The sequence below is a fragment of the Saccharothrix sp. HUAS TT1 genome (assembly GCF_040744945.1).
Classification (GTDB): Bacteria; Actinomycetota; Actinomycetes; order Mycobacteriales; family Pseudonocardiaceae; genus Actinosynnema.
On the sequence record NZ_CP160453.1, the window covers coordinates 192,922 to 215,050 of the forward strand.

The following is a 22,129-nucleotide window of genomic DNA, read 5'->3' on the forward strand; positions in this document are numbered from 1 at the left end:
ATGGCCGGCGAGGTGGACATGGACCTGGGGGGCTTCGCGCTCCTCCAGATGGGTTTCGGCGCCGACAAGATCTACGGCTGGTTCCACGACGGCAAGGGACCGGAGCAGACTACGGACTCCGGTCAGGAGACGTGGCGCACCATCTCCGAGGGACAGGCCGAGGTCAGCGACATGATCAACCAGGCGGTCCGGGCCTCCGGCGCCGCCTGGGAGGGTGCGGCCGGTGACCAGGCGCGCTCCTCCACCACCCCGCTGGCCAGCTGGTCCGACACCGCGAGCAGCAGCGCCGTGACCGCGGGCGAGAACACGGCTGAGATCAGCCGGGCGTTCCGCGAGGCGAAGGACTCGTTGCAGAAGCCCGTCGACGTGCCGGACAAGCCCTGGTACAACGACGCGCTGCCGTGGGACACCGACTACGACGACGCGGTCGAGAAGAGCCAGGAAGTCAACTCCCACAACATGTCGGTCCTCGGCGCGTACGGCAGCACGGCGAACTCGGCCGGCGCCGCGATGCCGACGTTCCAGTCGCCCGACGAGCTGGGCGCGGACGTCGAGAACACCGACGGCGGGAAGGTCGACAAGGTCGACCCCTCCGGGACCGGCGAGCAGGAGAGCAACAACAACCGCAAGGGCACCGGCGACGACACGGGCGGCACGAACGGCACGGGGACGACGAAGCCCTCGTGGACCGATCCGGGGATCACGCTCCCCAACACCACGGGCAACGAGAACACGACCCGGCCCTCCTGGGTGCAGCCCGACCCCACCAGGCCGCCGCCCGACATCGGCTACCGGCCGCCCCCGCTGCCGAACGACCCGCGCCAGCCGTACGACCCGCGGTTGCCCTACGACCCCAGGCTGCCGTACGACCCGCGCAACCCGAACGACCCCCGCAACCCCAACAACCCGCGCAACCGGCCTCCCGGCACGCCCGGTGCGCCGCACCTGCCCGGTGGCGGTGGTCCCGGCGGGTCCGGCGGCGGCGGTCGTGGTGGCGGCAGCGGCGGTGGTGGCGCCGGGGGCATGGGCGCCGGGCGCATCCCCGGCATGGGCGGTGGCGCCGGCGGGTTCGGGCCCGGCGGCATGTCCGGCGCGATGGGGCACGGTGAAGGTCGCGGTGGCGGGTTCGGCCCCGGTGGAGCCGGTGGCGCGGGCGGGTTCGGGCCCGGTGGCTCGGCCGGTGGTCGGGGCGGTCCCGGAGCGGCCGGCATGGGCGGCATGGGGGCCGGCGCCGGCGGTGGCCAGGGCGACGAGGACAAGGAGCACAAGGCCGCGTCGTACCTGCAGGAGACCGAGGACATCTTCGGCGACGGCACGATGGTGGCCCCGCCCGTCATCGGCGAGTAGCCGCGAGCAGCTGGAACAGGGGGCAAAGTGCTGCGCACCAGGGTGGCGGTCCCGGCCGTCGCGCTCTACAACGCCTGGCAGGCCGAGGGTCTGCCGGCGCTGCACAACGCGCTGCTGACCCAGGTCGACTTCGACGAGGACCGGCTGGCCGAGGGCGACCTCACGGGGCTGGCCGACCTGGCCCGCCGCGGGTGGGCCGAGCTGGAACGGCTCGGCCTGGCCCGCGGCAGGCAGGTGCACGCCGACCTGAGCCGGTCGTTGCGCCTGATCGCCGAGGCGGGCGCCGAGTACTACGCGTTCTTCAACGAGGGCGACGGCGGCACGCGCACCGCCCTGGTGGCGCGGTCCGGTGACGACGCGCTGCGCGTCGTGCTGCGGGGTGACGGGCACTTCGTGCTGGAGCCGGTCCGGGCCGAGGACGCGGTGCAGTCGCTGGTGTCGGCGCTGCCGGAGGCGAGGCCGGGGCGCGGCGGCGTGATCTCGCTGCCCGCGGACGCGGTGCACGACAAGCCGCGGCAGCCCCGGCCGGACCAGGAAGGCGGGTCGTTCCTGCAGGCCAGCAGGCCGACCGGGGCGCACTCGGCCGAGGTTCAGCAACTGCGCAAGCTGCTGGCCGAGCCGCGCACCGGCGGCGGCCAGGTGTACGCCGCGCGGCGTGACCGGTACGGGCGCAAGCAGCGGTGCGCCGCGCCGTTGACGTACTTCGACACGGCCACCGGGCGCTACCTGTCGGCGAAGACGACCGGCGGCGACGGCACGCCGTGGATCACCGTGCAGCCGGCCGACTTCGCCGCGGTGCAGAACAGGGTGCGGCAGCTCAGCGCCGACGCAGCGCCTCGCGGTTGAGCTCGGCCGGGCTGCGGTGCCCGGACAGGCCGAGGGTGAGGTCGAAGTCGGCGAGCAGGCCGCGCAGCACGTGCCGGACGCCGACCTGCCCGCCGTGCGCCAGGCCGTAGGCGAACGGGCGGCCGACGAGCACGGCCTTCGCACCGAGCGCGAGGGCCTTGACGACGTCCGCACCGCTGCGGATGCCGGAGTCGAACAGCACCTCGACCTGCTCGCCGACCGCGTCGGCGATCTCCGGCAGCACCTCCAGCGACCCGACCGCGCCGTCCACCTGCCGCCCGCCGTGGTTGGACACGACGATGCCCTGCACACCGGCGTCGACGGCCTTGCGCGCGTCGTCCACGTGCTGGATGCCCTTGAGCACGATCGGGCCGTCCCAGTGCTCGCGCAGGAACGACAGCTGGTCCCACGACTTGTCGGTGCCGGTGAACAGCTGCACCCAGCGCAGGATCGCCATCGGCAGGTCGTCCTCGGGCGACGCGGCGAGCCCGGCCCGGAACGCCGGGTCGGAGAACGGGATCGCCGTCCCGACGCCGCGCAGGAACGGCAGGTAGGACTGGTCCAGGTCGTGCGGTCGCCAGGCCAGGGTCCAGGTGTCGAGGGTGACGACGAGGACGCGGTAACCGGCCCGGCGGGCGCGGTCGAGGATGCTGGCGGCCACGTCCGGGTCGTTCGGCCAGTAGAGCTGGAACCAGCGGGCGGCGTCGCCGGCGGCCTCGGCGACCTCCTCGATCGTGTGCGAGGAGGCGGTGGACAGCACGAACGGCACGCCGAGCTCGGCGGCGGCGCGGGCGGTCGCCAGCTCGCCGTCGGGGTGCAGGATCGACTGGACGCCGACCGGCGCGAGCAGCACCGGCGCGGGCAGGTCGGTGCCGAGCAACGACGTCCCGAGGTGCCGCCGGGTGGCGTCGGTGAGCATCCGCGGCACGATCCGCCAGTCGTCGAACGCCTGCCGGTTGGCCCGGGCCGTCGCCCCACCACCGGCCGCACCCGCCACGTACCAGAACGGCCCGGGCCCGAGCCGTTCGCGGGCGGACGCCTCCAGCGCTTCGGGGTCCGTGGTGAACGGCGGCACGGTGCCCGCCAGGCCCTGGAGGTAGATCTCGTTCTGGTAGGCAGCGAACTGACCAGCCACTTTGCACCCCATCCCCCGCTCAGGCCGTCTACAGGCCGTCTGCGGAACCGTCCGCGTCGTCGGTCTGCCGATCATGCTCTGCCTCGTCCGCGCCGCCCGCAAGCACACGATCGACCGCCTTTCGGGTGCGATCACTGCTGGACGGCAGCAGGTGCGTGTAGACGCGCATCGTGAAGGCCGGGTCGGAGTGGCCCAACCACTCTGCGAGCGCCCTGATCGACTCCCCCGCGTCCAGGAGCACCGAGGCGTAGAAGTGCCGCAGCGCGTGCATCCCGTCCTGTTGCGGCACCCGCGTGACCTTCGCCCGTTCGAGCGCAGGCGTCCACACGTACTGGTTGAACCCATCCCGCCGGATCGGGTTGCCGTCCTTGTTGACCAAGATCAGCGAGACCGTCTCCGGCTCCCCGTCCGGTTCCTTCCACGGCAAGGTGACGTCGACCGGCGGGAACTCCTCCACGTAGGCGTCAAGGTCCCGCAGGACGCTGTCCGGCAGCGGCACGTCCCGCTCCTTGCCACCCTTCGGAGGCGCGAACACCTGCACGTTGTCCACGACGCGCACTTGCCGAACAACGTGCAACACCTTCTCGTCACGGTCGACGTCGTCCATCGAGAGCCCGAAGACTTCGCCCTGACGCAGCCCGCAACCGGCCGCCAGCGGAACGATGATCTTGTACTTGGCTGTCAACGCGAGCCGGACGGCCGCCAGCTTGCCCGCCGACCACGGGACGATCTTCCGCTTGTCCGGCTGTGGTCGGGTGACGCTCTTGGCCTTGCACGGGTTCTCGGCGATCATCTTGTCGTCAATAGCGGCGTTGAAGATTGCCGAGACATGCACGAACACGACAGCCCGCGTTCCACCGGCCAACTTCTTCTGCTGCAACGCACGCAGCCAACTACGGATGTGAGTCGGCAAAATCGAGCCGATCTCCTTGCCGCCCAGATACGGATAGACCAACTTCTTCAACCGCCGCTCGACCGCGTTGCGCGTACTGCCGTCGAAAGCTTGATCTTTCAGCCACGAATCCGCGTACACCTGAAACGACACCTTGCCCGCTTCCGGGTCGAGGTACGTACCGGTGCGCTTCTGGTTCTCGACTTCGAGCAGGAAAGCATCAGCAGCACTCCGCTGCCTGTCCGGGAAGCTCTTGCTGCGTTCCTGCCCGGACGGGTCGATGTAGCGGACCTTGTACCGCATCCCGACACCGTGGAGTTCCGTCTTCTCCCGTACCGGCTTACCCTTGCCGTCGAGTACAGGCTTGCCGGACTCGTCCGACTTCGGCCGCCACCAGCGGTCTTGGATGTGCCCCATGACAGTCTTCTCCTGTCGATCGAATTGCCGAAAGATCAGGCGGCGTTCTCGTCCGCTTGGTCAGCCCACGCCCGAACCTTGGCCGGGACGTACCGGAGGTACTTCCCCACCTTCTTCACGGGCGGCCCGATGCGCTGCCACTTCCACTGGTAAAGGGTTTTGACCGGAACGCCGAGGAATGCCGATACTTCGTCCACACCCCAGAGCGGTTCGATTTCAGTCATGACTTCCCCCCACGGTTGTCAAGCTGCTAGCGAAGTTGCCGAAAGATCCGGAGGTTCACCGGCCGCGAGCATTGCTCGGTCGTACTCCGCCTTCCACCGCGTCCGTTCTGCGATGGCGTGCATGAGTTGGTGCGCCCGTGGTGGCACGTTGGGGTCGCCGGGCCGGACCTTGTGCCAGACGAGCTGTGACATGTCGGGTTCCGGCTTCTCGATCCCGACCGCCTTCAGGGCCTCGATGACGAACCGCTTCCGGTCCGCCCGGTGGTCGGCGAGCGTCTTGCCGGACCATTTGCGCGAGACGAGCACGCGTCGACCGGGCAGGCCGAGGGTGGTTCGGCGGTGCGCCCGTCCCTTGCAGTGCCCCGGTGTCGTGCGCGAACCGGCCCCGCGTGGCTGAACGCCGTAGAGCAACCAGACCGGGCAGCGGTCGGAGCAGGGCGTCACGGCCAGCTCGTCCGCCAGTCGGTCGGCGTGCCTGCGCTGCCGGTCGGTGGTCTGCTCGACCACTTCACCGATGGACTTGGTGAGGTACTTGGTCAGGTAGCCGATGTGTCGTCCGGCCTCTTCCGAGCCGCCGAGGATGCCCTTGGAGTGCACCTGACGCCCGAAGGTCACCACGTGCGCCGGTTCGTCAATGGCCTCGACCGCATCCGCCCAGGCCGTCAGCGGCTCACGCGTGTCGGGGTCAACGAACGCTTCGGCCCGTGCGTCCCAGACCGGCAGGTGGTCACCGCTGTAGACCCGTTCGTCGTGGTTGGGCCACCACACCTGGTGATACGTGGCCGCCGTGACGAGCCGGATGGTCCCGTGCGGGATCGAACCGCGGATTGCCGCGTGCAGGTGTGGCGCCGCTCGCTTCTGTGGCTCGACCGTGGCGAAGTACTGCACGTCCCAGCCGACGACCCGCCGCAGGTTCTGCCACCACCGGTCGACCAGGGAGGCAAAGTGCACCGCGTCCCGAGCCGCCCGCCGGTAGTCGTAGGTGTCCGGATCGACCGGAGTCCCGTCGTCCCACACCCGCCCGTAGGTGTCGAGGGTGAGCGTGACGAACATCGAGGGCCGGAATCCTCCCGCGTACTCCCGGCCCACCGTGCGCTTCTCCACGCGCCGCCGAGGCAGGTTCGGCGCGTCCTGCCGACGCTTGGTCGACCGCTTCACCGGCCGCTTGCCAGGTGCGTCGGGCGAGGGAAAGCGGCCCCGGACACCGAGTTGCCGAAGTTCGGCGTCGACGCTGTGGATCTCCTCCCGCAGCTCGTCAGCGTCGCCCGCCTCACCGGTCTCGACCGCTTCCCGGTATGCCTTGACCAGGTCCGCCCGGAACGTCAGGAGCTCCTTCTGGTCTTCAGTCGGCGCGGTCGGGGTGAAGTCGGGTTCCTCGGCCATGTGCCAGCCCTCACGGCACTGGACCATCCGCAACGCCTTGGCCTTCTTGGCGCACGGCACACAGACGCTTTCGGCCGTCGACCCGCAGGGCACTGCCACGTAGCGGACTTCGAAGGTGGCCCGGTCCTCCACTTCCATCGTGAAGGGCCGGACGCAGACGCCGTACTTCTCGGCGGCAGCCTTGGCCACGTCCAGGGCGATGGGCTGACGCATTCGCTCCGCGCGAGTCTCGCCGCTCATGCCGCCGTCCTCCCTTCGGTGCCGCCCGGTTGGTTGGGGAAGTCGTGCACAGTCGCGTTAGCCAGGTAGACGCCAAGCTCGACAAGATCGGCGTCGGTGATGTGGAAGGCCCGAACCCGTTCCGGTTCCCGCTGCCCGTCGTGCTTGACCCACGCGACGCCGGGCGTGTTCTCGCTGATCTCATGGGCCGCCGCGCCGCGCTGCCGGACGCCATCACCGAGGACCATGTCCACTTGTTGCGGCTCATCCAGGCGCAGCGCCACGCGGGTGCTGAACAAGTGCCGGAACCCGACAACCTCCTTACGCGGGTCCTGCACGAGGCCCACGACGGCGTAGCCGGGTGCGCGGCCCTGTGAGGTGATCGTCTGGATAGCCCGCACGGCTCGTTCGCGGAGCTGCTTGTCCGGCTGGTAGGCGATCAGGTCCGCCAGCTCGTCCACCACCAGGACCGTGAACGGCTCCCCCGTCGACCGCGCCCACAGCCGCCGGACACCCCGGTACCGCGTCGCCCGCTCCTTGACCTCTGCGGCGATTTCCTCAAGCAGCGCAACGGCTTCCGGTCCGTTGTCGTACACGACACGGTCGAAGGCGTCTGGACATTGACCGAGTTCCATCCCGCCCTTCGGGTCGATCCCCACGAGCCGCACCAACCCCGTCCGGATGGCCGGAGCGAGCTGCCAGACCAGCGACCAGAGCACCGAGCCCTTGCCCGCACCCGGCACGCCGACCACGAGCACCTGAGACCCGAGCAACCGCAGTCGCCACGGCTTGCCCGTCTCCGTCCTGCCCACCACCACCCGCTTGAGATCCACCTCGGCATCCGTCAGCGCGGGCACGGTCAGGGGGCGCAGCAGCGGGTCACGGTGGACGAAGTCCAGCTCGATCACCCTCGGCCGCAGCACCCGGACCCGGCACGAGCGAGCGCCGAACGAGTGCGCCAGGCCGTCCCGCCGCAGCTCCCATGCCTCCGGCGACTGGGCAGGCACCATCCGCACCCGGACCCGATCCCGCCAGCCGTCCGACCGGACCCGCCGCAGTTTCGGCCGGAACTCACGCCCCCGGTCCCGCTTGGCCAGGTCTGCAAGGCGCATCACCGACCGCCACCGGGGCACGTACACGGTGGCGCGTCGCCACTCCGTGACGAGCCGGTACCAGCCGTGCCTCAGGAACGACCCGCGATCCAATCCGGCCCAGATGGTCAGGGCAGCGACCAGCGACAACAACGCCAGCACCAGCGGCGAGAGGCCGAACCGCCACCAGCACCAGGCCGCCGACAACGGCACCAACGTGACCACTGGATACCGGACGACAACGAGCACCAGGCGCACGACGCCGACCAAGACCAGCCACACCGCGACCACCAGCAGGGCCAGCCACTTCGCCTTACCGGGCACCAGCGCCCACCACGGCACCCGAGGCCGCACACCCTCGAACGGAGCCGGGTCCACCCACTTGCCGCCCATCACGCACGCCCCGCCGGGGCGAAGATCAGCGGCAGCCACCCCAGACACGAGCAGCAGACGAGCTGGTTGGGCGCGTAGACGCCGAACCGCTTGCACGCCCCGCAGGGGCGACCGTTGGACAGCTTCCACACAGACGGGGCACCGCGCCGACTTGACGCGTGACCCCCACGTACCGATAGCCTTGTCATGACCGGAACCCCTTGTGTGTCAACAAAAGCGCGCGAGAAGACCGGTCGATGCGTCGTCGGTGAACTGCTCCAGGCCCGCCAAGACTTGAGGTCCGTTCACCGACGACCACGACCGACAGGTCAGTGATCGTCTTCAGTTGTCACCCGACAGTGCGGGCGGACACCGCCGCATCCGATGCCCGCCCGCATCACCGGCTAGCTAGTAGTCCAACGGGTCGGGCATCCAGCGCAACCAGGCCGCGAGACCGCCGAGGGTGATCTTGAACCGCGTCTCCTCGCGCTCCTCCCCGCCGTCCTCCCGCCACTCGTGCGCCGTGACATGACCGGCCGCGACCAAGTCCAGACAGGCCAGCCGCACCATCTCCTCAGCCGCGCCCGCCGCCGTCACCAAGTCCTCGATCGCCCACGCCCGTGACGGCACCAACACCAGCGCATCCGCCACCCGGTACAGCACCGGGAACGAGTAGCCCACCAACTCGCCACGCGCCCGGTCCTCGTCCGACAGACGCGACCCCATCACCGGCATCAACCGTGGATCACGCCACATATCCGCATCTCGCAACCAGTCGTGCGCCACGACCGGCCCACCCCAGTAGGCGAGCCCCTCGGGCGACAGACGATGCCGCTGCACGGACACCGCACTCCGCGAAGGTCCCTTATCGACCGTCAGGTGCCCCAGCTCGACCAGGTCACGACAGATGTCACGCACTGGGGAGTACGGCACCTTCGCCGCCTTCTCCAACGCCCGCACCGACCATTCCTCGTGCGGGTAGCCGACGATGTGCTGCATCACCGCCTCGAACATGAACGGCGCGTACCCGGCATCGGACAACTCCGCCAGCGGCAACCCCTCCCCGACGACACGAGCCAACCCGCCACCGGCGTGGCCACGACTCCGCTGCACATCCCGATCAACGCTCATCCGTCTCGATCCCCTCCGCCTTGGCACGCTCGCGCTTGGCCCAATACAGCGCCTCGTGGTGATGACCCCGATCGACTTCCGCGACCCGCGCGTACACCTCGGCCGATCGCGTGTAGAACTCCCGCCACACGTCAGGTGGTGCGTCGGGACCGGGCATGAGATGCGTCAACGCCTCGTGGGCGTCCTTGAGCGACGTCACCGCGTACGCCGCTGCCCACCGGTCAGGCTTGGTCTTCGCCACGACCGCTCACCCCCTCGACCGGAGCGTGCACGCGATGCCCACCGGCCTGCCGATCACCACCGGCAACGCGCTCGTTGACGTCGGCCTGGTGGTCGAACGTCTCAGCCGCGTGCAGCGCCGCCGCCTTGGCCCACCACGGCGTGCTCTCCAACGCCGCGAGCTGCCGCCACAACCACGCCACCCGCCGATAGGTCGGCGCGATCCGAGCCGCAGCCGCCGGATCATCGGCCGCGACGTACCGGTTCGCCTCATGCGCCTCCGTGTAGGTCCGGTACGCCGCCTGCCACTGCACGGTCAGTTGCTGAAGATCCGACACGGCTCATGCCGCCTTGGCCTCAGCGCTGCCACCGTTCGACTTGCCACCGGCTGGAGCCGAACCCGTCGACCTCCCCACCGCCCGGAACCCGGTCGCCCGGAACAGGAACGACTGGTACTTGAACTCCCCGTTGCCCGCGATGCGCGGCTCAGCCGTCAGCCCTTCCAACTCCACCGGCCGCATTCCCGGCAACACCTCACCGGTGGTCGGCACCGGCTGCACATCGGCCAGCAACGTGATCTCGAAGCTCTTGCGCTTGGCGTTGGGCTCGTGCGGATCGGTGACCGTGACCTTCCACTGCCGCTTACCGGTCGCCTCGTCCACCCGCTGACGCACCGGCCGACCGGCCGCCCTCTCGTCACGCGTCTGGTACTCCGTGTCCGGCATGACCTCCCCGACCATCACCAGGCCCTGAGGGAACGCGTCATCGAACGAGACGGGGAACCGGTACCCTTGCTGATCGCCATCGGCTTCACTCCTCTGACTGGTGCCGCTGTATCGCGGCTTGCCCATTCAGATTCGTTGGCCAATGGTCCCGTCCCAGGTCCGCAGCGGTCTCACCTGCCGCGTACCGCCCGCGTGTCGATCTCAGGTTGTCTCGTCTTGGTCTCGTCCCGGTGCTAGCCTCGACCGAAGGAACCACGTGGGGGGAGACCACATGGCCACAGAGTCCACTCTCTTGAGAGTCCTGCTTCGACAACGCCACATGCAGGGCTACCGCACCTTCTGCAAGGAGTACGACCGCGTCGCCAAGCAGCTCGACACCGACCTGATCGGCCGCTACCCCAGCAAGGCCCAGTTCTACCGCTGGCTGTCCGGCGACCTACTCGGCCTGCCCTACGCCGACCACTGCCGCATCCTCGAAAAGATGTTCCCCGGCTGGACCGCCGAGCAGCTGCTGTCCCCACACGAGGGCGACACCAACAGCCTCATCACCCCACCCCAACGAACCGCGGCCTCCACCCACCCCGTCCCGCGCCCGGTCCAGATGCCCCAACAGGCCCGCCTGGCCGACGTCACCGCCGTCTACCCCAGCCGCACCGAGTTCCTGCACAACGTCACCCCACGCGACCTCTTCGAAGGCGCCAAGGCCATCGACATCGCGGGCCTGTCCCTCAACGTCCTGTGCCAGCAGTACTCCGACAAGGCCCTCTTGGACTCGATCGAGACTGGCACCGTCATCAAGGCCCTGTTCCTCGACCCGAACGGCCACAACATCACCGCCCGCGAACAGGAGGAAGGCCTACCCGAAGGCCACCTCTCCATGCTCACCCGCCTCAACATCGAAGCCCTACGCCGAGTCGGAGCCAAGGTCTCACCCAACGCACACGGCCAGCTCCACATCCGCGTCTACGACGAACCACTCCGCTACAACATCCTCATCACCGACCAGACCAAGTGCGTGGTCCAGCCCTACTTGCCCGACGCCCGAGGCGTCGAATCCCCTACCCTCGTGATCGAGAAGGACGACACCGCACCCGGCCTGTTCGCCACCTTCTCCCAGGTGTTCGACTCCATGTGGAACCGCGCAAAGGAAACCGCGTGAAGCGCTCCCGCAATGAACTGGCCGAGATTGCTCAACAGGCCGTCGACATTGGGCACCAGATCTTGAAGTCAACTCGCCCCAATACGGTGACATCAAAGTCGGACCGTGATGTATATACGGATGTGGACGTGCACATTGAGCGCCGCATTCGCGCCCATTTGAGTCAAATAACCCCTGAATTCGGCTTCCTAGGCGAAGAAGAGGGCGGGGCCGACCTGCAGGCTTCAGAAATGCCGACTTGGGTACTTGACCCGATCGACGGAACCTCCAACTTTGCCCACGGCATTCCACTCTACGCCGTTCAAATTGCATTGGTCGAGCAAGGCAAAGCGCTCGTCGCAGCCGTCGATCTTCCAGTAACGAATAGTCGATATGTCGCAGTAAAGGGCGGCGGTGCATACGTCAATGGTCGGCGCATCCGAGTGAGCAACACTCAAAAACTAGAGAAATCGGTTGTCTCTATAGGAGATTACGCCACCGGCGAAGGATCAAAGCGAAAAAATGACCTACGCATTGCACTAACCGCTCTATTGGCACAGAAAGTCGAGCGAATCCGCATGTTCGGTTCCGCCGCACATGATCTCGTCTGGGCGGCTGAAGGACGCACTGAAGCAGCCGTAATGTTGTCGAACAACACAGTTGACACCGTCGCTGGCACCTTGATAGCGGTTGAGGCAGGCGCACTTGCGCTCGACGGCCAAGGACAGCCTCACAATATCGACTCGAAAGAAACAGTAGTACTTACACCTTTCTTGGCCGAGCATCTCATGCCTTCGATTCGCTCACTCCTGAAGGGCAGCGGGAAGATCTGAGGGGTTTTCCTCAAGCAGTTCCTCGTATCTGTTGGAGAACTTTCGCTCCCCCGTCGTGTCGTCAACGTAATGATAAGTGATGTGGCGAATCTCTGCGCCGCGAATTATCACACCTTCCCATTGACTCCCAACTTCAACGACACGCGGGTCGCCACCCTGGACCGGAGGGTCAATCCGAGTAAGATGAACACCTTCGAGGAGAATCTCACGCTCATCGAATTTCCCACCTGCCGTATAAGCCTTCACCATTCCGAAGAACGTCGTGCCATCATTTAGTTGCACCCGTACCCATGTTGAAGTTCCGACAGGCCTGGCCAGGTGGAAGCTCTGAAACCATAGACTTTGGGCGCTCAGAGTACCGCTACCAGACTTCTTTGAAAGGCAAAAATGCCAAACCGTCGCGAGCCCACATGCGAGAAGGAGTCCCACTAGACCGTTTACTGCGATCAGCTTGAAGTTTTCTTGCACATAACGATTACCATCTCGGACCCACGCCCCCACATCGACTACCAACGATGGAAGCCATATGCGAGCCAACGTCATCACAGTGAGCGCTGCAACAGTAAATGACAAACTAGCTATCGCGATCCGTGCAATCTCCCTGAAGGCCGACTCAGACGAATTTAGTCGGTGACGTGATCGCAACAGCTCGAATAGAATGCCTGGAGCAACCAGCCCCAGGAAGACCACAAAAGCGCCGAAGCTCTGCGGGATCATCGCTTCTCCACGTCGTCAATCGCACCCTTTTTGGTCACACCCTTTCCAGCCTCTGTGCTGATTACATCGGCGTTGTTCGAAACCTTTCTACGGCTCTCGTCGGCCTTACTTGAACCAGCCGGCAATTTCTTTTCAGTTTGCCCGGTCGTTTTCTTCGTTTTCGGCATGAATCGACCTGTTTTCGCAGATCGACCAGTCGTGGAAACGTCTTTATTCTTAGATTTTGGGTTTTTCTCTACCATGTTGACCAACTCCTGGCGACGCACACTGATAGAACTGTAATCCGTGGAAGCACCCTAGGCGTTACTGCCGAACTTAGCTCTATGGGATCAAGGCGCGCCGCCTGCGGCAGCTCGCGCGGCACTGCCCGACTCACGTGGGCACCGACTCCCCGCATCACGGCACGCCGGGCTCCCGCTTCGCTCCGCCCGTCGGCCGTGCGCGGAGTCGGTGCACGTGGCCGGGGAGCGGCGCGCCGCCACAGAGGCCACAACCACAAGCAGCTCGGGAGCGACACCGGTCGGGACGATCGCGCGGTCACGTGGCTTGGTCGGGCTGGGCACGGCGATCGGCTGCCGCGACGGCTGCGCCGTCTTGCCATCGAGAAGGCCACCGGCGATGAGCACCAGGCCCAGGATTCACGACGGGCGCTGTCCCTGACGCGTCGTTCGCATCAAGGGCAGCGCCCGTGTGGTGATCAACTTCCAGGCCGTCACCAGGCCGTACAACGTCGGGCGGTCACGAGAACCACCGAGAACTGACGAGAGAGTCTGCGCTGGTCAAAGGCTTGCCGAGTCCGAAGAGGACTGGTCAGCCAGAACAGCACTCAGAAGATCTCGTTCTGGTACGCGGCGAATCCGGTCATGGTCACACCTTGCTACACGAGCAGCCGTTTCGGCAGGAGCCGGGTCAGGCGGTCCGAGCGCGGCACGGCCACCTCCCCCGGGTCGTCCACGAGCACCGCGTGGCCCGTGTTCACCGGTCCTCCAGCAAGACCGCCACCGGCGCCGCGGTCAGCACGGTCGAGACCGTGCCGGCGACCAGCCCGATCAGCAGCGCGGTGGAGAAGTCGGCCAGCGACCCGTCGCCGAGCACCAGCAGCGCGGCCAGCACGAACAGCACGCCGATGCCGGTGTTGACGGTCCGCGGCAGGGTTTGCAGCACCGCGGAGCTCATCACGTCGGGGGCCGGGGCCCGCGTCCGCCGCAGCTCGCGCACCCGGTCGAACACGACGACGGAGTCGTTCACCGAGTACCCGATGACGGTGAGCAGCGCGGCCAGGAACACCGCGTCCGCCGTCTTGCCCAGCCACGCGAACGCGCCGACGAGCACGACCACGTCGGTCACCAGCGCGACCACGGTCGCCACGCCGAGCCGCCAGTCGAACCGCACGGCCAGGTACACCAGCTGCGCGGCCACCGCGATGGCCAGCGCGATCAGCGCGTTGCGGCGCAGCTCGGACCCGAGGCTGGGGCCGATCAGCTCGTTGCTGACCTGCTCGGCGCCGCCGGTGGCCCGGTCGACGGCCTCGCCGACCCGGACCGCGGCGGCCGAGTCGATCGGGCCGGTGCGCACCGAGATGCCGTCCGACCCGGAGGTGGTCACGACCGCGTCGCCGAACCCGGCGGACGCCAGCTCGGCGCGCACCCGACCGGTGTCGGTGGCGGACGCGGTGAACTCCAGCAGCCGCCCGCCGGTGAACTCCACCCCCAGCTCCAGCCCGCGCACGACCAGGCCGCCGACGGCGGCGAGCAGCACGAGACCGGCCGCGAGCAGCCACCGCCGCGGCCGCCGGAACAGGGTGAACCCCCGTGCGGTGAGCCACGTGCGGACCCGGCCCAACGAGTGCAGCCCGCTCCACGCCGGCCGCCGCTCCAGCAGCGGCATGACGAGCTGCAGCAGCACCCGGCTGAGCACCAGCGCGCTGAACAGCGACGCCAGCACGCCGATCGACAGGGTGACGCCGAACCCCTTGACCGGACCGGTGGCCAGCCAGAACAGCAGGCCGGCGGCCAGCAGCGTGGTCACGTTCGAGTCGGCGACCGCGCTCAGCGCGCCGCGGAACCCCTGGTCCACCGACCTCGGCAGGCGCTTGCGGCGGGCGTACTCCTCCCGCGCCCGCTCGAACACCAGCACGTTCGCGTCCACCGCCATGCCGATGGCCAGCACGAACCCGGCCAGGCCGGGCAGCGTCAGGGTCGCGCCGACGGCCAGCATCGCGGCGTACGCGAGGGCCGCGTAGCCGGCCAGCGCCAGCACCGCCACGAGCCCGGCCAGCCGGTACACGAACACGAGGAACAGCCCGGTCAGGGCCACGCCGATGATCGCCGCCCGAGCGCTGGCCTCGATCGCCTCGGCGCCGAGCGTCGGGCCGACGGTCCGCTGCTCGACCACCTCGACCGGCACCGGCAGCGCGCCGGACCGGATCACCAGCGCCAGCTCCTCGGCCTCGGCCTGGCCGAACCGGCCGGTGATCTGGGTGCTGCCGCCGATCATGCCGGTGCCGCACGCCACGGACGGGTCGACCTGCGGCGCGGACACCACCTCGTCGTCCAGCACGAACGCCACCCGCCGCTTGAAGTCACCCGGTGGTGAGCACGCGGCTTCGGCCGTCACCCGCTGCCACGCCCGCGGGGCGTCCCCCTGGAAGTCGACGCCGACGACGTAACCGACGCCCTGCGAGTTGAGCGTGGCGCGGGCGTCCTTGATGCCCTCGCCGGTGAGCACGACCTCGCCGAGACCGACGGCGTCACCGTCCGGGGTGGGCACGTCGCCGGGTCCGGTCACGGGCCGCACCCGCAGCTGGGCGGTGCGGCCGAGCACGTCGATGGCCTCGGTCGGGTCTTGGACGCCGGGCAGTTCCACGACGATGCGGTGGTCGCCGGACCGGGCGAGCACCGGTTCGGCCACGCCGAGTTCGTCCACCCGGCGGCGCAGCACCTCCATCGCGCGGTCGGTGGCGTCGGAGGTGGCTTCGGTCGGGGTTTCCAGCACGATCCGGGTGCCGCCGCGCAGGTCGAGGCCGAGGCGCGGTTGGGCGGTGAGCAGGGTGAACGCGGACGCGGCGAGCACGCCGAGGGCAAGCAGCCCACGGACCAGCAGTGCTCGCCGCGCGCTGGGGCGCGGCATGGCGGAGGGACCTCCGGGTGAGGTGAACGGGGTGGGTTCAGCTACCGGGGGTCGGGGGCGGCGCGCGTCCGCCGAGCGGGCTCCGGCCGTTGCGCTCGGGGAGGCGGTGGGTCGGGTCGACGACGTCGGCCGGCACCGGTGGCGCGGGCGGGACGTGCACGGCCGGCTGGACGCCGTCCAGCGGCTGGCCGAGGTCGACCTGCACCGGGTGCTGCGCGGCGGTCGTGCCGCGGGTGGCCGCGCCGAGCAGGTGGGCGGCGTCGACGGTGGCCGAGGCGGCGACCGCCTCGGCGGGCGCGGAGGGTCCGGGTCCGAGCACGACGAAACCCGCGATCAACGCCAGGATCGCGAGCAGCGCGCGTCGGGTCATCGGCCTCCTTCCCGCGTCCAGGTTAGCGACCGCCGCCGAGCACGACGACCGCTCCGCCGAGCAGCGACGACAGCCAGGCGACCACGAGCGGCTGCGTCGTCGTCGCGCCGAGCAGGAGCGCCGCCGACCACCCGAGGAGCACGAGCGCCGACAACCCGAACGCCGCCACCGCCGCGGCGACCTTCGGCCGGTGCCTCGGCAACCGGACCAGCGCCCGCCGCACACCGCGCCCGGCCCGCAGCAGCGTCACCGCGACGACCGCCGCGCAGCCGATGACCAGCAGCGCGGCCAACCCGCCGACCAGCGGCGTCGGCTCGGGCATCCCGGCCAGCAGCAGGATCAGGCCGCCGGTGACCAGGAGCGCGGCGAGCCGTGAGAGCGCGGGCCACACGAGGGCGTTGGCGGCGCTCAGGGCTTCGCCCGACGGCGGCGGCACGGGTGCGCCGCCGCGCTTGCGCCGCACGGTGGCGAGGTTCGCGCGCACGTCGTCGGCGCCGGGGTCGAGGCGCAGCGCCGTGCGGTAGGCGCGTTCGGCGGTGCCCCAGTCGCGGACGCGCAGGGCGGCGTCGCCGAGGACCTGGAACGCGCGGGCCTCCGAGGGCGCGAGGTGCGCCGCCGCGCGGGCGACCTCGACGGCTTCGCGCTGCCCGTCCGGGCTGTGCGCGAGCACTTCGGCGAGCACGACCTGGCAGCGCCAGTCGCCGGGCTCGCGGCGCGCGCACTCCCGGGCCGCGACCGCGGCCTCGGCGTGGCGGCCGAGTTCGCTCAACGCCAGCGCGGTCAGCCGCTGCGCCCACACCGGGTCGCCGTCGAGGACGAGCGCGCGCTTGGCGGCGTTCAGGGCTGGGTCGGGTTCGCCCGCGTCGAGGTGGGCGGCGGCCAGCCGGCACCACGCCTCGCCGTGCCCGGGGTTGACGACGAGGGCCGGCTGGAGCAGTCGGATCGCCTGGTGCGGCAGGCCGCGGGCAGTCAACTCGGCGGCGCGCATCACGACCACTGCGATCGGCTCACCCATGGGCCACAGTCTCGCAGGGGTGAAAAGCCTCGATCGGGTGACGGGCCGCCCCCTGGCCGACCCGTCACCCGACCCCGTCACCCGACCCGTGACCCGGTCCCTCAGACGGCGGCCAGCTCGCGCACCACGCGGTGCGCGTCCTCCAGCGAGGCGACCGCGAGCTCCCGGAACTGGGCCAGCTTCGGCGCGGTGTGGGCCATGGTCAGCTCGGCGTGCACGAACTCCACGTCCCGACCCAGGCCGATCGTGCTGAACACGGCCCTCAGGTACGGCTCCTGGAAGTCGAACGCGTGCCGTGGCGAGCCCGGCGCGTAGGAGCCGCCCCGCGCGGTGACGACGACGACCCGCTTGCCGGTCAGCACGCCCTCGCCGGTCTCCTGGTCGGCGAACAGCTCGGGCACCAGGACCCAGTCCAGCCACGCCTTGAGGCTCGATGGCACGCCGTAGTTGTACATCGGCGCGCCGATCAACACGGTGTCCGCCGACGTCAGCTCGGCGATCAACCGCTCCTCCAACGGGCGGTCGCCCGCCGCCTCGCGCGAGGCCAGCGACGCGGGGTCGACGTGCGGCAGCGGGTCGGCGGCCAGGTCGCGGTAGGTGTAGCCGCCGTCCTGGTGCGCGATCCGCCACGCCTCCGCGAAAGCCGCCGTGACCTGGCGCGACACCGAGCCCTCGAACCGCAGGCTGGTGTCGATGTGCAGCAGGTTGACCATAGTTCCTCCCAAGAAGTTCTTGACTCGGAACATATGAGTAGATGCGTTCCGAGTCAAGATGTTCTCAAGCAAGAATGTCTCGACGCTCGCGTATGATCGGTGTCATGGATCACCCCGTTGACCACGGCTGCGCCGGCCACGCGGGCCTCAACTGGATGGTTCACCGCGTGGCGCAGAAGCTGGGCGCGGTCTCCCAGGAGGCGGCGGGCAGGCACGGCATCACCACCCGCGGCCAGATCGTGCTGACCGCGCTGGTCAGCGACTTCCAGCCGACGCAGCTCGCGCTCGGCCACGCGCTCGGCCTGGACAAGACCACCCTGACCGCGGAGCTGGACCGGCTGGAGCGCGCGGGCCTGATCGTGCGCAAGCCGGACCCCAACGACCGGCGCGTGCGGGTGCCGGCGATCACCGAGCAGGGCCGGGTCGTGCAGGCCGAGGTGGCCAGGCTGCACGCCGAAGTGGAGCGCGAGTTCACCGCCGAGCTGACGCCGGACGAGGAGCACGCCCTGCGGACGCTGCTGGGGCGGCTGGTGGCCGTGGACCACGGGCCGGACAGCGGTTCCTGTCTCTGAACGGATTATCACGATCCGTTGCCGGTCAGTCCTTTTCTAACCCATTCAGGTGACTCCAGCGGTGACTCCGTGCGACGCTGTCCGCAGCTCGGCACGGTCGCCCGACGGTTTCCCGTCATGGCGCCGACCCACGTGCGTCTCCTCTCCGCGAGCGCCCGGATTGGTCCGAGCACCCCGTGTCGAGACAGCTGGAGGTTGGGGGCCGTGAGTACAGGCAAGGAGTGGCAGATCTCCTGCCGCGACATCGCGTCGCGCCGCCGTGACATGACCGTCTTCGTCAGCCAGGGCCACGTCGTCGTGACGGTGCCGCCGGGCGAGGCGGCCGTGCTGACGCCGTTGGAGGTCGGACGCCTGCGGGCGGCCCTGCGCGACGCGGTGGTGAACGCGTCCGGCACCCCCGAGAACTGATCGCCGGCGTTCCGATTCGCCCGATTCTCTTCCTACTCACGGGTAGGTAGTGTCAGTATCGGGGTGTGAGCACCTACCTCGTCACCGACGCGACACCCGTGCTGGGCGACCTCACCTCACCGATCGACGCGCACCGGGCGGTCGACGTCGTCCTGCGGGCGACCCGGTGAAGCGCGTCGTGGGAGCGCTGCGGGCGTTGGCGACGCTGGTGCGCGCCGGCGTCGTGCGGCCGATGGCCCCCGGCAGGCTGCTCGGCGTGGTGGACGCCTACCTGCGGTGGGACATCACAGTGGCGTTCGGGTTCGCCACCGGCGCGGCCCGCCACCCCGACCGGCCGGCGATCGTCGACGACGCGGGCGCGCTCACCTACGCCCAGGTCGACGAGCGCAGCACCCGGCTCGCGCACGGCCTGCACGACCTGGGCGTGCGGGCGGGTTCGAAGGTCGCGGTGCTGTGCCGCAACCACCGCGGGTTCGTGGAGACGGTGGCCGCGTGCGTGAAGCTCGGCGCGCACGCCGTGCTGCTGAACACGGGGTTGAGCGCGGGGCAGATCGCCGTCGTGCTGCGCGAGCAGGACGTGTCCGTGGTCGTCGCCGACACCGAGTTCCGCGACCTGCTGGTCAACGCGCCGCGCAAGGTCCGCCGGGTGATGGCGTGGGTGGACGGCGCCACCAAGAGCAGGACGCTGGAGCAGCTGATCGCCGGCTCACCCGCCACGCCGCTGCCGAAGCGCCCGCCGCGCGGCCGGATGATCGTGCTGACCTCCGGCACCACGGGCGCCCCCAAGGGCGCGAAGCGCCCGGAACCCGCGAGCCTCACGCCCGCCGCCGCGCTGCTGTCCCGCATCCCGCTCAAGGCCGGTGACCGGTTCTCGGTGCCCGCGCCGCTGTTCCACACCTGGGGGCTGGCGGCGTTCCAGATCGGGCTGGTGCTCGGCGCGACGTTCGTGCTGCGGCGGAAGTTCGACCCGGCGCTGGTGCTGGCCGACGCGCGCGAGCACCGCAGTGACGCGATGTTCGTCGTCCCCGTGATGCTGCAACGCGTCCTGGAGCTGACCGGGCGCCCGCACCTGCCGAACCTGCGGGTGATCGCGTCCAGCGGCTCGGCGCTGCCGACACCGGTCGCCCGGCGCTGCCTGGAGGACTTCGGCCCGGTGCTCTACAACCTCTACGGCTCCACCGAGGTGTCGTGGGTGACCATCGCCCGGCCGGACGAGCTGGCCCGGCGCCCCGACACGGCGGGCAGGCCGCCGCACGGCACCCGGCTGGCGATCCTGGACGAGCACGGGGAACCGGTGCCCGTCGGCGCGACCGGCCGGATCTTCGTCGCCAACGACATGCTGTTCGACGGCTACACCGACGGCGCGGGCAAGGAGGTCCGCGACGGCCTCATGTCCACCGGCGACATCGGCCACCGCGACGGCGACGGCCTGCTGTTCGTCGCGGGCCGGGACGACGAGATGATCATCTCCGGCGGTGAGAACGTGTACCCGCGCGAGGTCGAGGACCTGCTCGCGGGCCTGGCCGGGGTGCGCGAGGTGGCCGTGGTCGGCGTGCCGGACGAGCGGTTCGGCCAACGGCTCGCCGCGTACGTGGTGTGCGAGGAGCCGGGCGCGCTGGACGAGGACGCGGTGCGCGAGCACGTGCGCGGCAACCTGGCCAAGTTCTCCGTGCCGCGCGAGGTGGTCTTCCTCGACGCCCTCCCGCGCAACGAGACGGGAAAGGTGCTGAAGCGGGACCTGCGGTGAGTACCGTCGGTTGGGCCCCGGCGAGCCGACCACAGGGAGCGAGCAGGCCATGACCGTTCCGGTCCAGCGCGCGCCCGACCCGCGGGAGGCGGCGGCGGCCAACCTGCGCGAGGCGCGGATGGCGCTGGACGAGGGCCGTCCCGGCGACGCGCTGGAGTCCGCCGAGAAGGCGGTGGCCGCGTTCTCCTGGCTGGACGACGCGGAGGGCGTGGCGCACAGCGTGCTGGCGCAGTCGGTGGCGCTGGGCAAGCGCGGCCTGCTGCCCGGCGCGCTGGACACCATCGACCGGGTCCAGCGGATCGCGGCGGCCAACCGGCACGTCGGGCTGCAGGCGTGGTGCGGCTTCTCGCAGGCCGTGGTCGAGCTGCGGCTGGACTCGCGGGAGCGGTCGCTGCACTCGTTGGCGCGCGCCCTGGGACTGGCCGAGCTGACCAGGGACGTCGAGCTGATCGGCTCGATCCTGTACGAGCAGGCGAACGTGCTGCGCACGCAGTACCACGAGCACTGCATGGCGCGCACGGCCGCGAGCCGGTGCAGCCTCGACGGCGAGCCGTGCACGCGCAAGCTCAAGCGCGCCGAGGCGCTGTGCGCGCAGGCCAGGGACCGGTGGAAGCACCTCGACCAGCCGCTGCGGATGGCCCGGCTGAACCTGCTGCTCACGCACGTGCGGCTGGACCTCGGCGACGTGGAGCGCGCGCTGCGCTCGTGCCAGCGGGCCGACCGGCTGCTGGGCGGGCTCGACCGGCCCGTGCTGCGGGCCGAGCTGCTGATGGCGCGGGCCCGGATCGACGGCGTGCGCGGGCGTTACGGCGACCAGGTGCGGCTGCTGTCCAAGGCGGCGGAGCTGGCGATGGGCGTGCTGGCGCGGGAGGTGGCGGTGCGGGCGCACGGCGCGCTGAGCCTGGCCCACGAGCGCGCCGGGAAGCTGGACGCGGCGCTGCACCACGCCCGGTTCCAGCTGGAGCAGTACCGGCTGTGGGAGCTGCAGGAGGGTCGCGACCTGCTGCGGATGCGCGAGCACGACCTGTCCGCGCGGCTGGTCGACCAGCTGGCCGACCACACGTTCGGGCCGCGCCGGGAGAGCGGGTTCACCCGCGCGTCGCGGCCGGACCCGCTGCGCAGCTCGGCCACCGCCGAGCGGGACAACCGGCGCATCGCGCGGGCGTTGCGGGCCGGGCTGACCAAGCGCGGCATCGAGGTGCTGCGCCGGATCGCGGCCGGCGGGAGCACCACGGCCATCGCGGCGGAGCTGGCGCTGTCGCCGAAGACCGTGCAGAACCACCTCCAGCGCATCTACCGGACGATCGGGGTGCGCGACCGGGCGGGCGCGGCGGTCTGGTGGGTCGACCTGGACGACGAGTCGCGGGCACGACCGGTGCTCGACTGAGTCACTTCAGGGTTTCCGGCTCGTTGTCGCAATGGTGGGATGTCCGCGACGGACGAGTCGCCGACTTCGGGGGAATTGCCCAGTCGGCCGAGTCAGAAG

Annotated in this window: 23 protein-coding genes; 8 read left to right on the forward strand and 15 right to left on the reverse strand. The window is 69.8% G+C overall.

All coding sequences use genetic code 11. From position 1 onward, the window contains the following. Both AB0F89_RS00905 and AB0F89_RS00910 read left to right on the forward strand, forming a co-directional pair. Nucleotides 1-1,347 (forward strand): hypothetical protein, encoded by a 1,347-nt coding sequence (locus AB0F89_RS00905; RefSeq protein ID WP_367131571.1) that lies wholly within the window; start codon nucleotides 1-3, stop codon nucleotides 1,345-1,347. Nucleotides 1,348-1,374: 27 nt separating this feature from the next. Next, nucleotides 1,375-2,193, forward strand: coding sequence for an ESX secretion-associated protein EspG (locus tag AB0F89_RS00910; protein WP_367131573.1), 819 nt, complete (start codon nucleotides 1,375-1,377; stop codon nucleotides 2,191-2,193). Here AB0F89_RS00910 and AB0F89_RS00915 read toward each other — a convergent pair. The 9 genes from AB0F89_RS00915 to AB0F89_RS00955 form a co-directional block, all read right to left on the reverse strand. Beyond that, the gene (locus AB0F89_RS00915; protein WP_367131575.1) at nucleotides 2,165-3,328 is read right to left on the reverse strand and encodes a lactate 2-monooxygenase; all 1,164 of its coding nucleotides are present in this window, start codon (nucleotides 3,326-3,328) and stop codon (nucleotides 2,165-2,167) included. The two genes, AB0F89_RS00910 and AB0F89_RS00915, sit on opposite strands and share 29 nt — an antisense overlap. 28 nt (nucleotides 3,329-3,356) lie before the next feature. Continuing rightward, a complete protein-coding gene (locus AB0F89_RS00920; protein WP_367131577.1) occupies nucleotides 3,357-4,637 on the reverse strand; it encodes a tyrosine-type recombinase/integrase in 1,281 nt (426 codons plus the stop codon). Nucleotides 4,638-4,672: 35 nt separating this feature from the next. Beyond that, nucleotides 4,673-4,861 (reverse strand): helix-turn-helix domain-containing protein, encoded by a 189-nt coding sequence (locus AB0F89_RS00925; protein WP_360789187.1) that lies wholly within the window; start codon nucleotides 4,859-4,861, stop codon nucleotides 4,673-4,675. Nucleotides 4,862-4,879: 18 nt separating this feature from the next. After that, the gene (locus AB0F89_RS00930; RefSeq protein ID WP_367131579.1) at nucleotides 4,880-6,484 is read right to left on the reverse strand and encodes a replication initiator; all 1,605 of its coding nucleotides are present in this window, start codon (nucleotides 6,482-6,484) and stop codon (nucleotides 4,880-4,882) included. Beyond that, nucleotides 6,481-7,995, reverse strand: coding sequence for an FtsK/SpoIIIE domain-containing protein (locus tag AB0F89_RS00935; protein WP_367131581.1), 1,515 nt, complete (start codon nucleotides 7,993-7,995; stop codon nucleotides 6,481-6,483). Before AB0F89_RS00935 ends, AB0F89_RS00930 begins: the two co-directional genes overlap by 4 nt. Nucleotides 7,996-8,334: 339 nt before the next feature. Next, a complete protein-coding gene (locus AB0F89_RS00940; RefSeq protein ID WP_367131583.1) occupies nucleotides 8,335-9,057 on the reverse strand; it encodes a hypothetical protein in 723 nt (240 codons plus the stop codon). Beyond that, on the reverse strand, nucleotides 9,047-9,298 hold the full coding sequence (locus tag AB0F89_RS00945) for an AMED_5909 family protein (RefSeq protein WP_367131585.1): 252 nt from the start codon (nucleotides 9,296-9,298) through the stop codon (nucleotides 9,047-9,049). The genes AB0F89_RS00940 and AB0F89_RS00945 overlap by 11 nt, the downstream gene beginning before the upstream one ends. Further along, the gene (locus AB0F89_RS00950) at nucleotides 9,279-9,614 is read right to left on the reverse strand and encodes a hypothetical protein (RefSeq protein ID WP_367131587.1); all 336 of its coding nucleotides are present in this window, start codon (nucleotides 9,612-9,614) and stop codon (nucleotides 9,279-9,281) included. The genes AB0F89_RS00945 and AB0F89_RS00950 overlap by 20 nt, the downstream gene beginning before the upstream one ends. 3 nt (nucleotides 9,615-9,617) lie before the next feature. Further along, entirely contained in the window at nucleotides 9,618-10,127 is a 510-nt protein-coding gene (locus AB0F89_RS00955) for a hypothetical protein (protein WP_367131589.1), read from the reverse strand. A 145-nt stretch (nucleotides 10,128-10,272) separates the two neighbouring features. Between AB0F89_RS00955 and AB0F89_RS00960 the strand changes: the two genes are divergently transcribed. Continuing rightward, nucleotides 10,273-11,160, forward strand: a complete 888-nt coding sequence (locus tag AB0F89_RS00960; protein ID WP_367131591.1) for a DUF5919 domain-containing protein — start codon at nucleotides 10,273-10,275, stop codon at nucleotides 11,158-11,160. Then, nucleotides 11,157-11,972 (forward strand): inositol monophosphatase, encoded by an 816-nt coding sequence (locus AB0F89_RS00965; protein ID WP_367131593.1) that lies wholly within the window; start codon nucleotides 11,157-11,159, stop codon nucleotides 11,970-11,972. Before AB0F89_RS00960 ends, AB0F89_RS00965 begins: the two co-directional genes overlap by 4 nt. Here the strand turns inward: AB0F89_RS00965 and AB0F89_RS00970 are convergent. The 6 genes from AB0F89_RS00970 to AB0F89_RS00995 all read right to left on the reverse strand — a co-directional run bounded on the left by AB0F89_RS00970 (nucleotide 11,943) and on the right by AB0F89_RS00995 (nucleotide 17,916). After that, nucleotides 11,943-12,689, reverse strand: a complete 747-nt coding sequence (locus tag AB0F89_RS00970; RefSeq protein WP_367131595.1) for a DUF6338 family protein — start codon at nucleotides 12,687-12,689, stop codon at nucleotides 11,943-11,945. The genes AB0F89_RS00965 and AB0F89_RS00970 overlap by 30 nt on opposite strands. Continuing rightward, the gene (locus AB0F89_RS00975) at nucleotides 12,686-12,955 is read right to left on the reverse strand and encodes a hypothetical protein (RefSeq protein WP_367131597.1); all 270 of its coding nucleotides are present in this window, start codon (nucleotides 12,953-12,955) and stop codon (nucleotides 12,686-12,688) included. The genes AB0F89_RS00970 and AB0F89_RS00975 overlap by 4 nt, the downstream gene beginning before the upstream one ends. A gap of 709 nt (nucleotides 12,956-13,664) precedes the next feature. Beyond that, nucleotides 13,665-15,818: a protein translocase subunit SecD gene (gene secD, locus AB0F89_RS00980; RefSeq protein WP_367131599.1), complete on the reverse strand. Its 2,154-nt coding sequence runs from the start codon at nucleotides 15,816-15,818 to the stop codon at nucleotides 13,665-13,667. Between the two features lie 37 nt (nucleotides 15,819-15,855). After that, nucleotides 15,856-16,188, reverse strand: a complete 333-nt coding sequence (locus tag AB0F89_RS00985; protein WP_367131601.1) for a hypothetical protein — start codon at nucleotides 16,186-16,188, stop codon at nucleotides 15,856-15,858. A 22-nt stretch (nucleotides 16,189-16,210) separates the two neighbouring features. After that, nucleotides 16,211-17,203: a tetratricopeptide repeat protein gene (locus AB0F89_RS00990; RefSeq protein WP_367131603.1), complete on the reverse strand. Its 993-nt coding sequence runs from the start codon at nucleotides 17,201-17,203 to the stop codon at nucleotides 16,211-16,213. Nucleotides 17,204-17,304: 101 nt separating this feature from the next. Further along, complete coding sequence (locus AB0F89_RS00995) at nucleotides 17,305-17,916, reverse strand: FMN-dependent NADH-azoreductase (RefSeq protein WP_367131605.1); 612 nt, start codon at nucleotides 17,914-17,916, stop codon at nucleotides 17,305-17,307. Nucleotides 17,917-18,020: 104 nt separating this feature from the next. On the opposite strand from AB0F89_RS00995, the gene AB0F89_RS01000 reads away from it, so the two are divergent. From AB0F89_RS01000 to AB0F89_RS01015, 4 genes are all read left to right on the forward strand, one after another. Continuing rightward, a complete protein-coding gene (locus AB0F89_RS01000) occupies nucleotides 18,021-18,488 on the forward strand; it encodes a MarR family winged helix-turn-helix transcriptional regulator (protein WP_367131607.1) in 468 nt (155 codons plus the stop codon). 204 nt (nucleotides 18,489-18,692) lie between these two features. Beyond that, nucleotides 18,693-18,896: a hypothetical protein gene (locus AB0F89_RS01005; RefSeq protein ID WP_053722955.1), complete on the forward strand. Its 204-nt coding sequence runs from the start codon at nucleotides 18,693-18,695 to the stop codon at nucleotides 18,894-18,896. 166 nt (nucleotides 18,897-19,062) lie between these two features. After that, entirely contained in the window at nucleotides 19,063-20,643 is a 1,581-nt protein-coding gene (locus tag AB0F89_RS01010; protein ID WP_367131609.1) for an AMP-binding protein, read from the forward strand. A 49-nt stretch (nucleotides 20,644-20,692) separates the two neighbouring features. Next, nucleotides 20,693-22,030: a response regulator transcription factor gene (locus AB0F89_RS01015; RefSeq protein WP_367131611.1), complete on the forward strand. Its 1,338-nt coding sequence runs from the start codon at nucleotides 20,693-20,695 to the stop codon at nucleotides 22,028-22,030. Nucleotides 22,031-22,129 lie beyond the last annotated feature (99 nt).

Bases quoted from the DNA above. Each gene is read 5' to 3' on its own strand.
- AB0F89_RS00955 (WP_367131589.1), bottom strand. From the start codon at position 10,127: ATGGGCAAGCCGCGATACAGCGGCACCAGTCAGAGGAGTGAAGCCGAT.
- AB0F89_RS00930 (WP_367131579.1), bottom strand. From the start codon at position 6,484: ATGAGCGGCGAGACTCGCGCGGAGCGAATGCGTCAGCCCATCGCCCTG.
- AB0F89_RS00920 (WP_367131577.1), bottom strand. From the start codon at position 4,637: ATGGGGCACATCCAAGACCGCTGGTGGCGGCCGAAGTCGGACGAGTCC.
- AB0F89_RS01015 (WP_367131611.1), top strand. From the start codon at position 20,693: ATGACCGTTCCGGTCCAGCGCGCGCCCGACCCGCGGGAGGCGGCGGCG.
- AB0F89_RS00940 (WP_367131583.1), bottom strand. From the start codon at position 9,057: ATGAGCGTTGATCGGGATGTGCAGCGGAGTCGTGGCCACGCCGGTGGC.
- AB0F89_RS00970 (WP_367131595.1), bottom strand. From the start codon at position 12,689: ATGATCCCGCAGAGCTTCGGCGCTTTTGTGGTCTTCCTGGGGCTGGTT.
- secD (WP_367131599.1), bottom strand. From the start codon at position 15,818: ATGCCGCGCCCCAGCGCGCGGCGAGCACTGCTGGTCCGTGGGCTGCTT.
- AB0F89_RS00905 (WP_367131571.1), top strand. From the start codon at position 1: ATGGCCGGCGAGGTGGACATGGACCTGGGGGGCTTCGCGCTCCTCCAG.
- AB0F89_RS00995 (WP_367131605.1), bottom strand. From the start codon at position 17,916: ATGGTCAACCTGCTGCACATCGACACCAGCCTGCGGTTCGAGGGCTCG.
- AB0F89_RS00985 (WP_367131601.1), bottom strand. From the start codon at position 16,188: ATGACCCGACGCGCGCTGCTCGCGATCCTGGCGTTGATCGCGGGTTTC.
- AB0F89_RS00990 (WP_367131603.1), bottom strand. From the start codon at position 17,203: ATGGGTGAGCCGATCGCAGTGGTCGTGATGCGCGCCGCCGAGTTGACT.
- AB0F89_RS01000 (WP_367131607.1), top strand. From the start codon at position 18,021: ATGGATCACCCCGTTGACCACGGCTGCGCCGGCCACGCGGGCCTCAAC.
- AB0F89_RS00925 (WP_360789187.1), bottom strand. From the start codon at position 4,861: ATGACTGAAATCGAACCGCTCTGGGGTGTGGACGAAGTATCGGCATTC.
- AB0F89_RS00960 (WP_367131591.1), top strand. From the start codon at position 10,273: ATGGCCACAGAGTCCACTCTCTTGAGAGTCCTGCTTCGACAACGCCAC.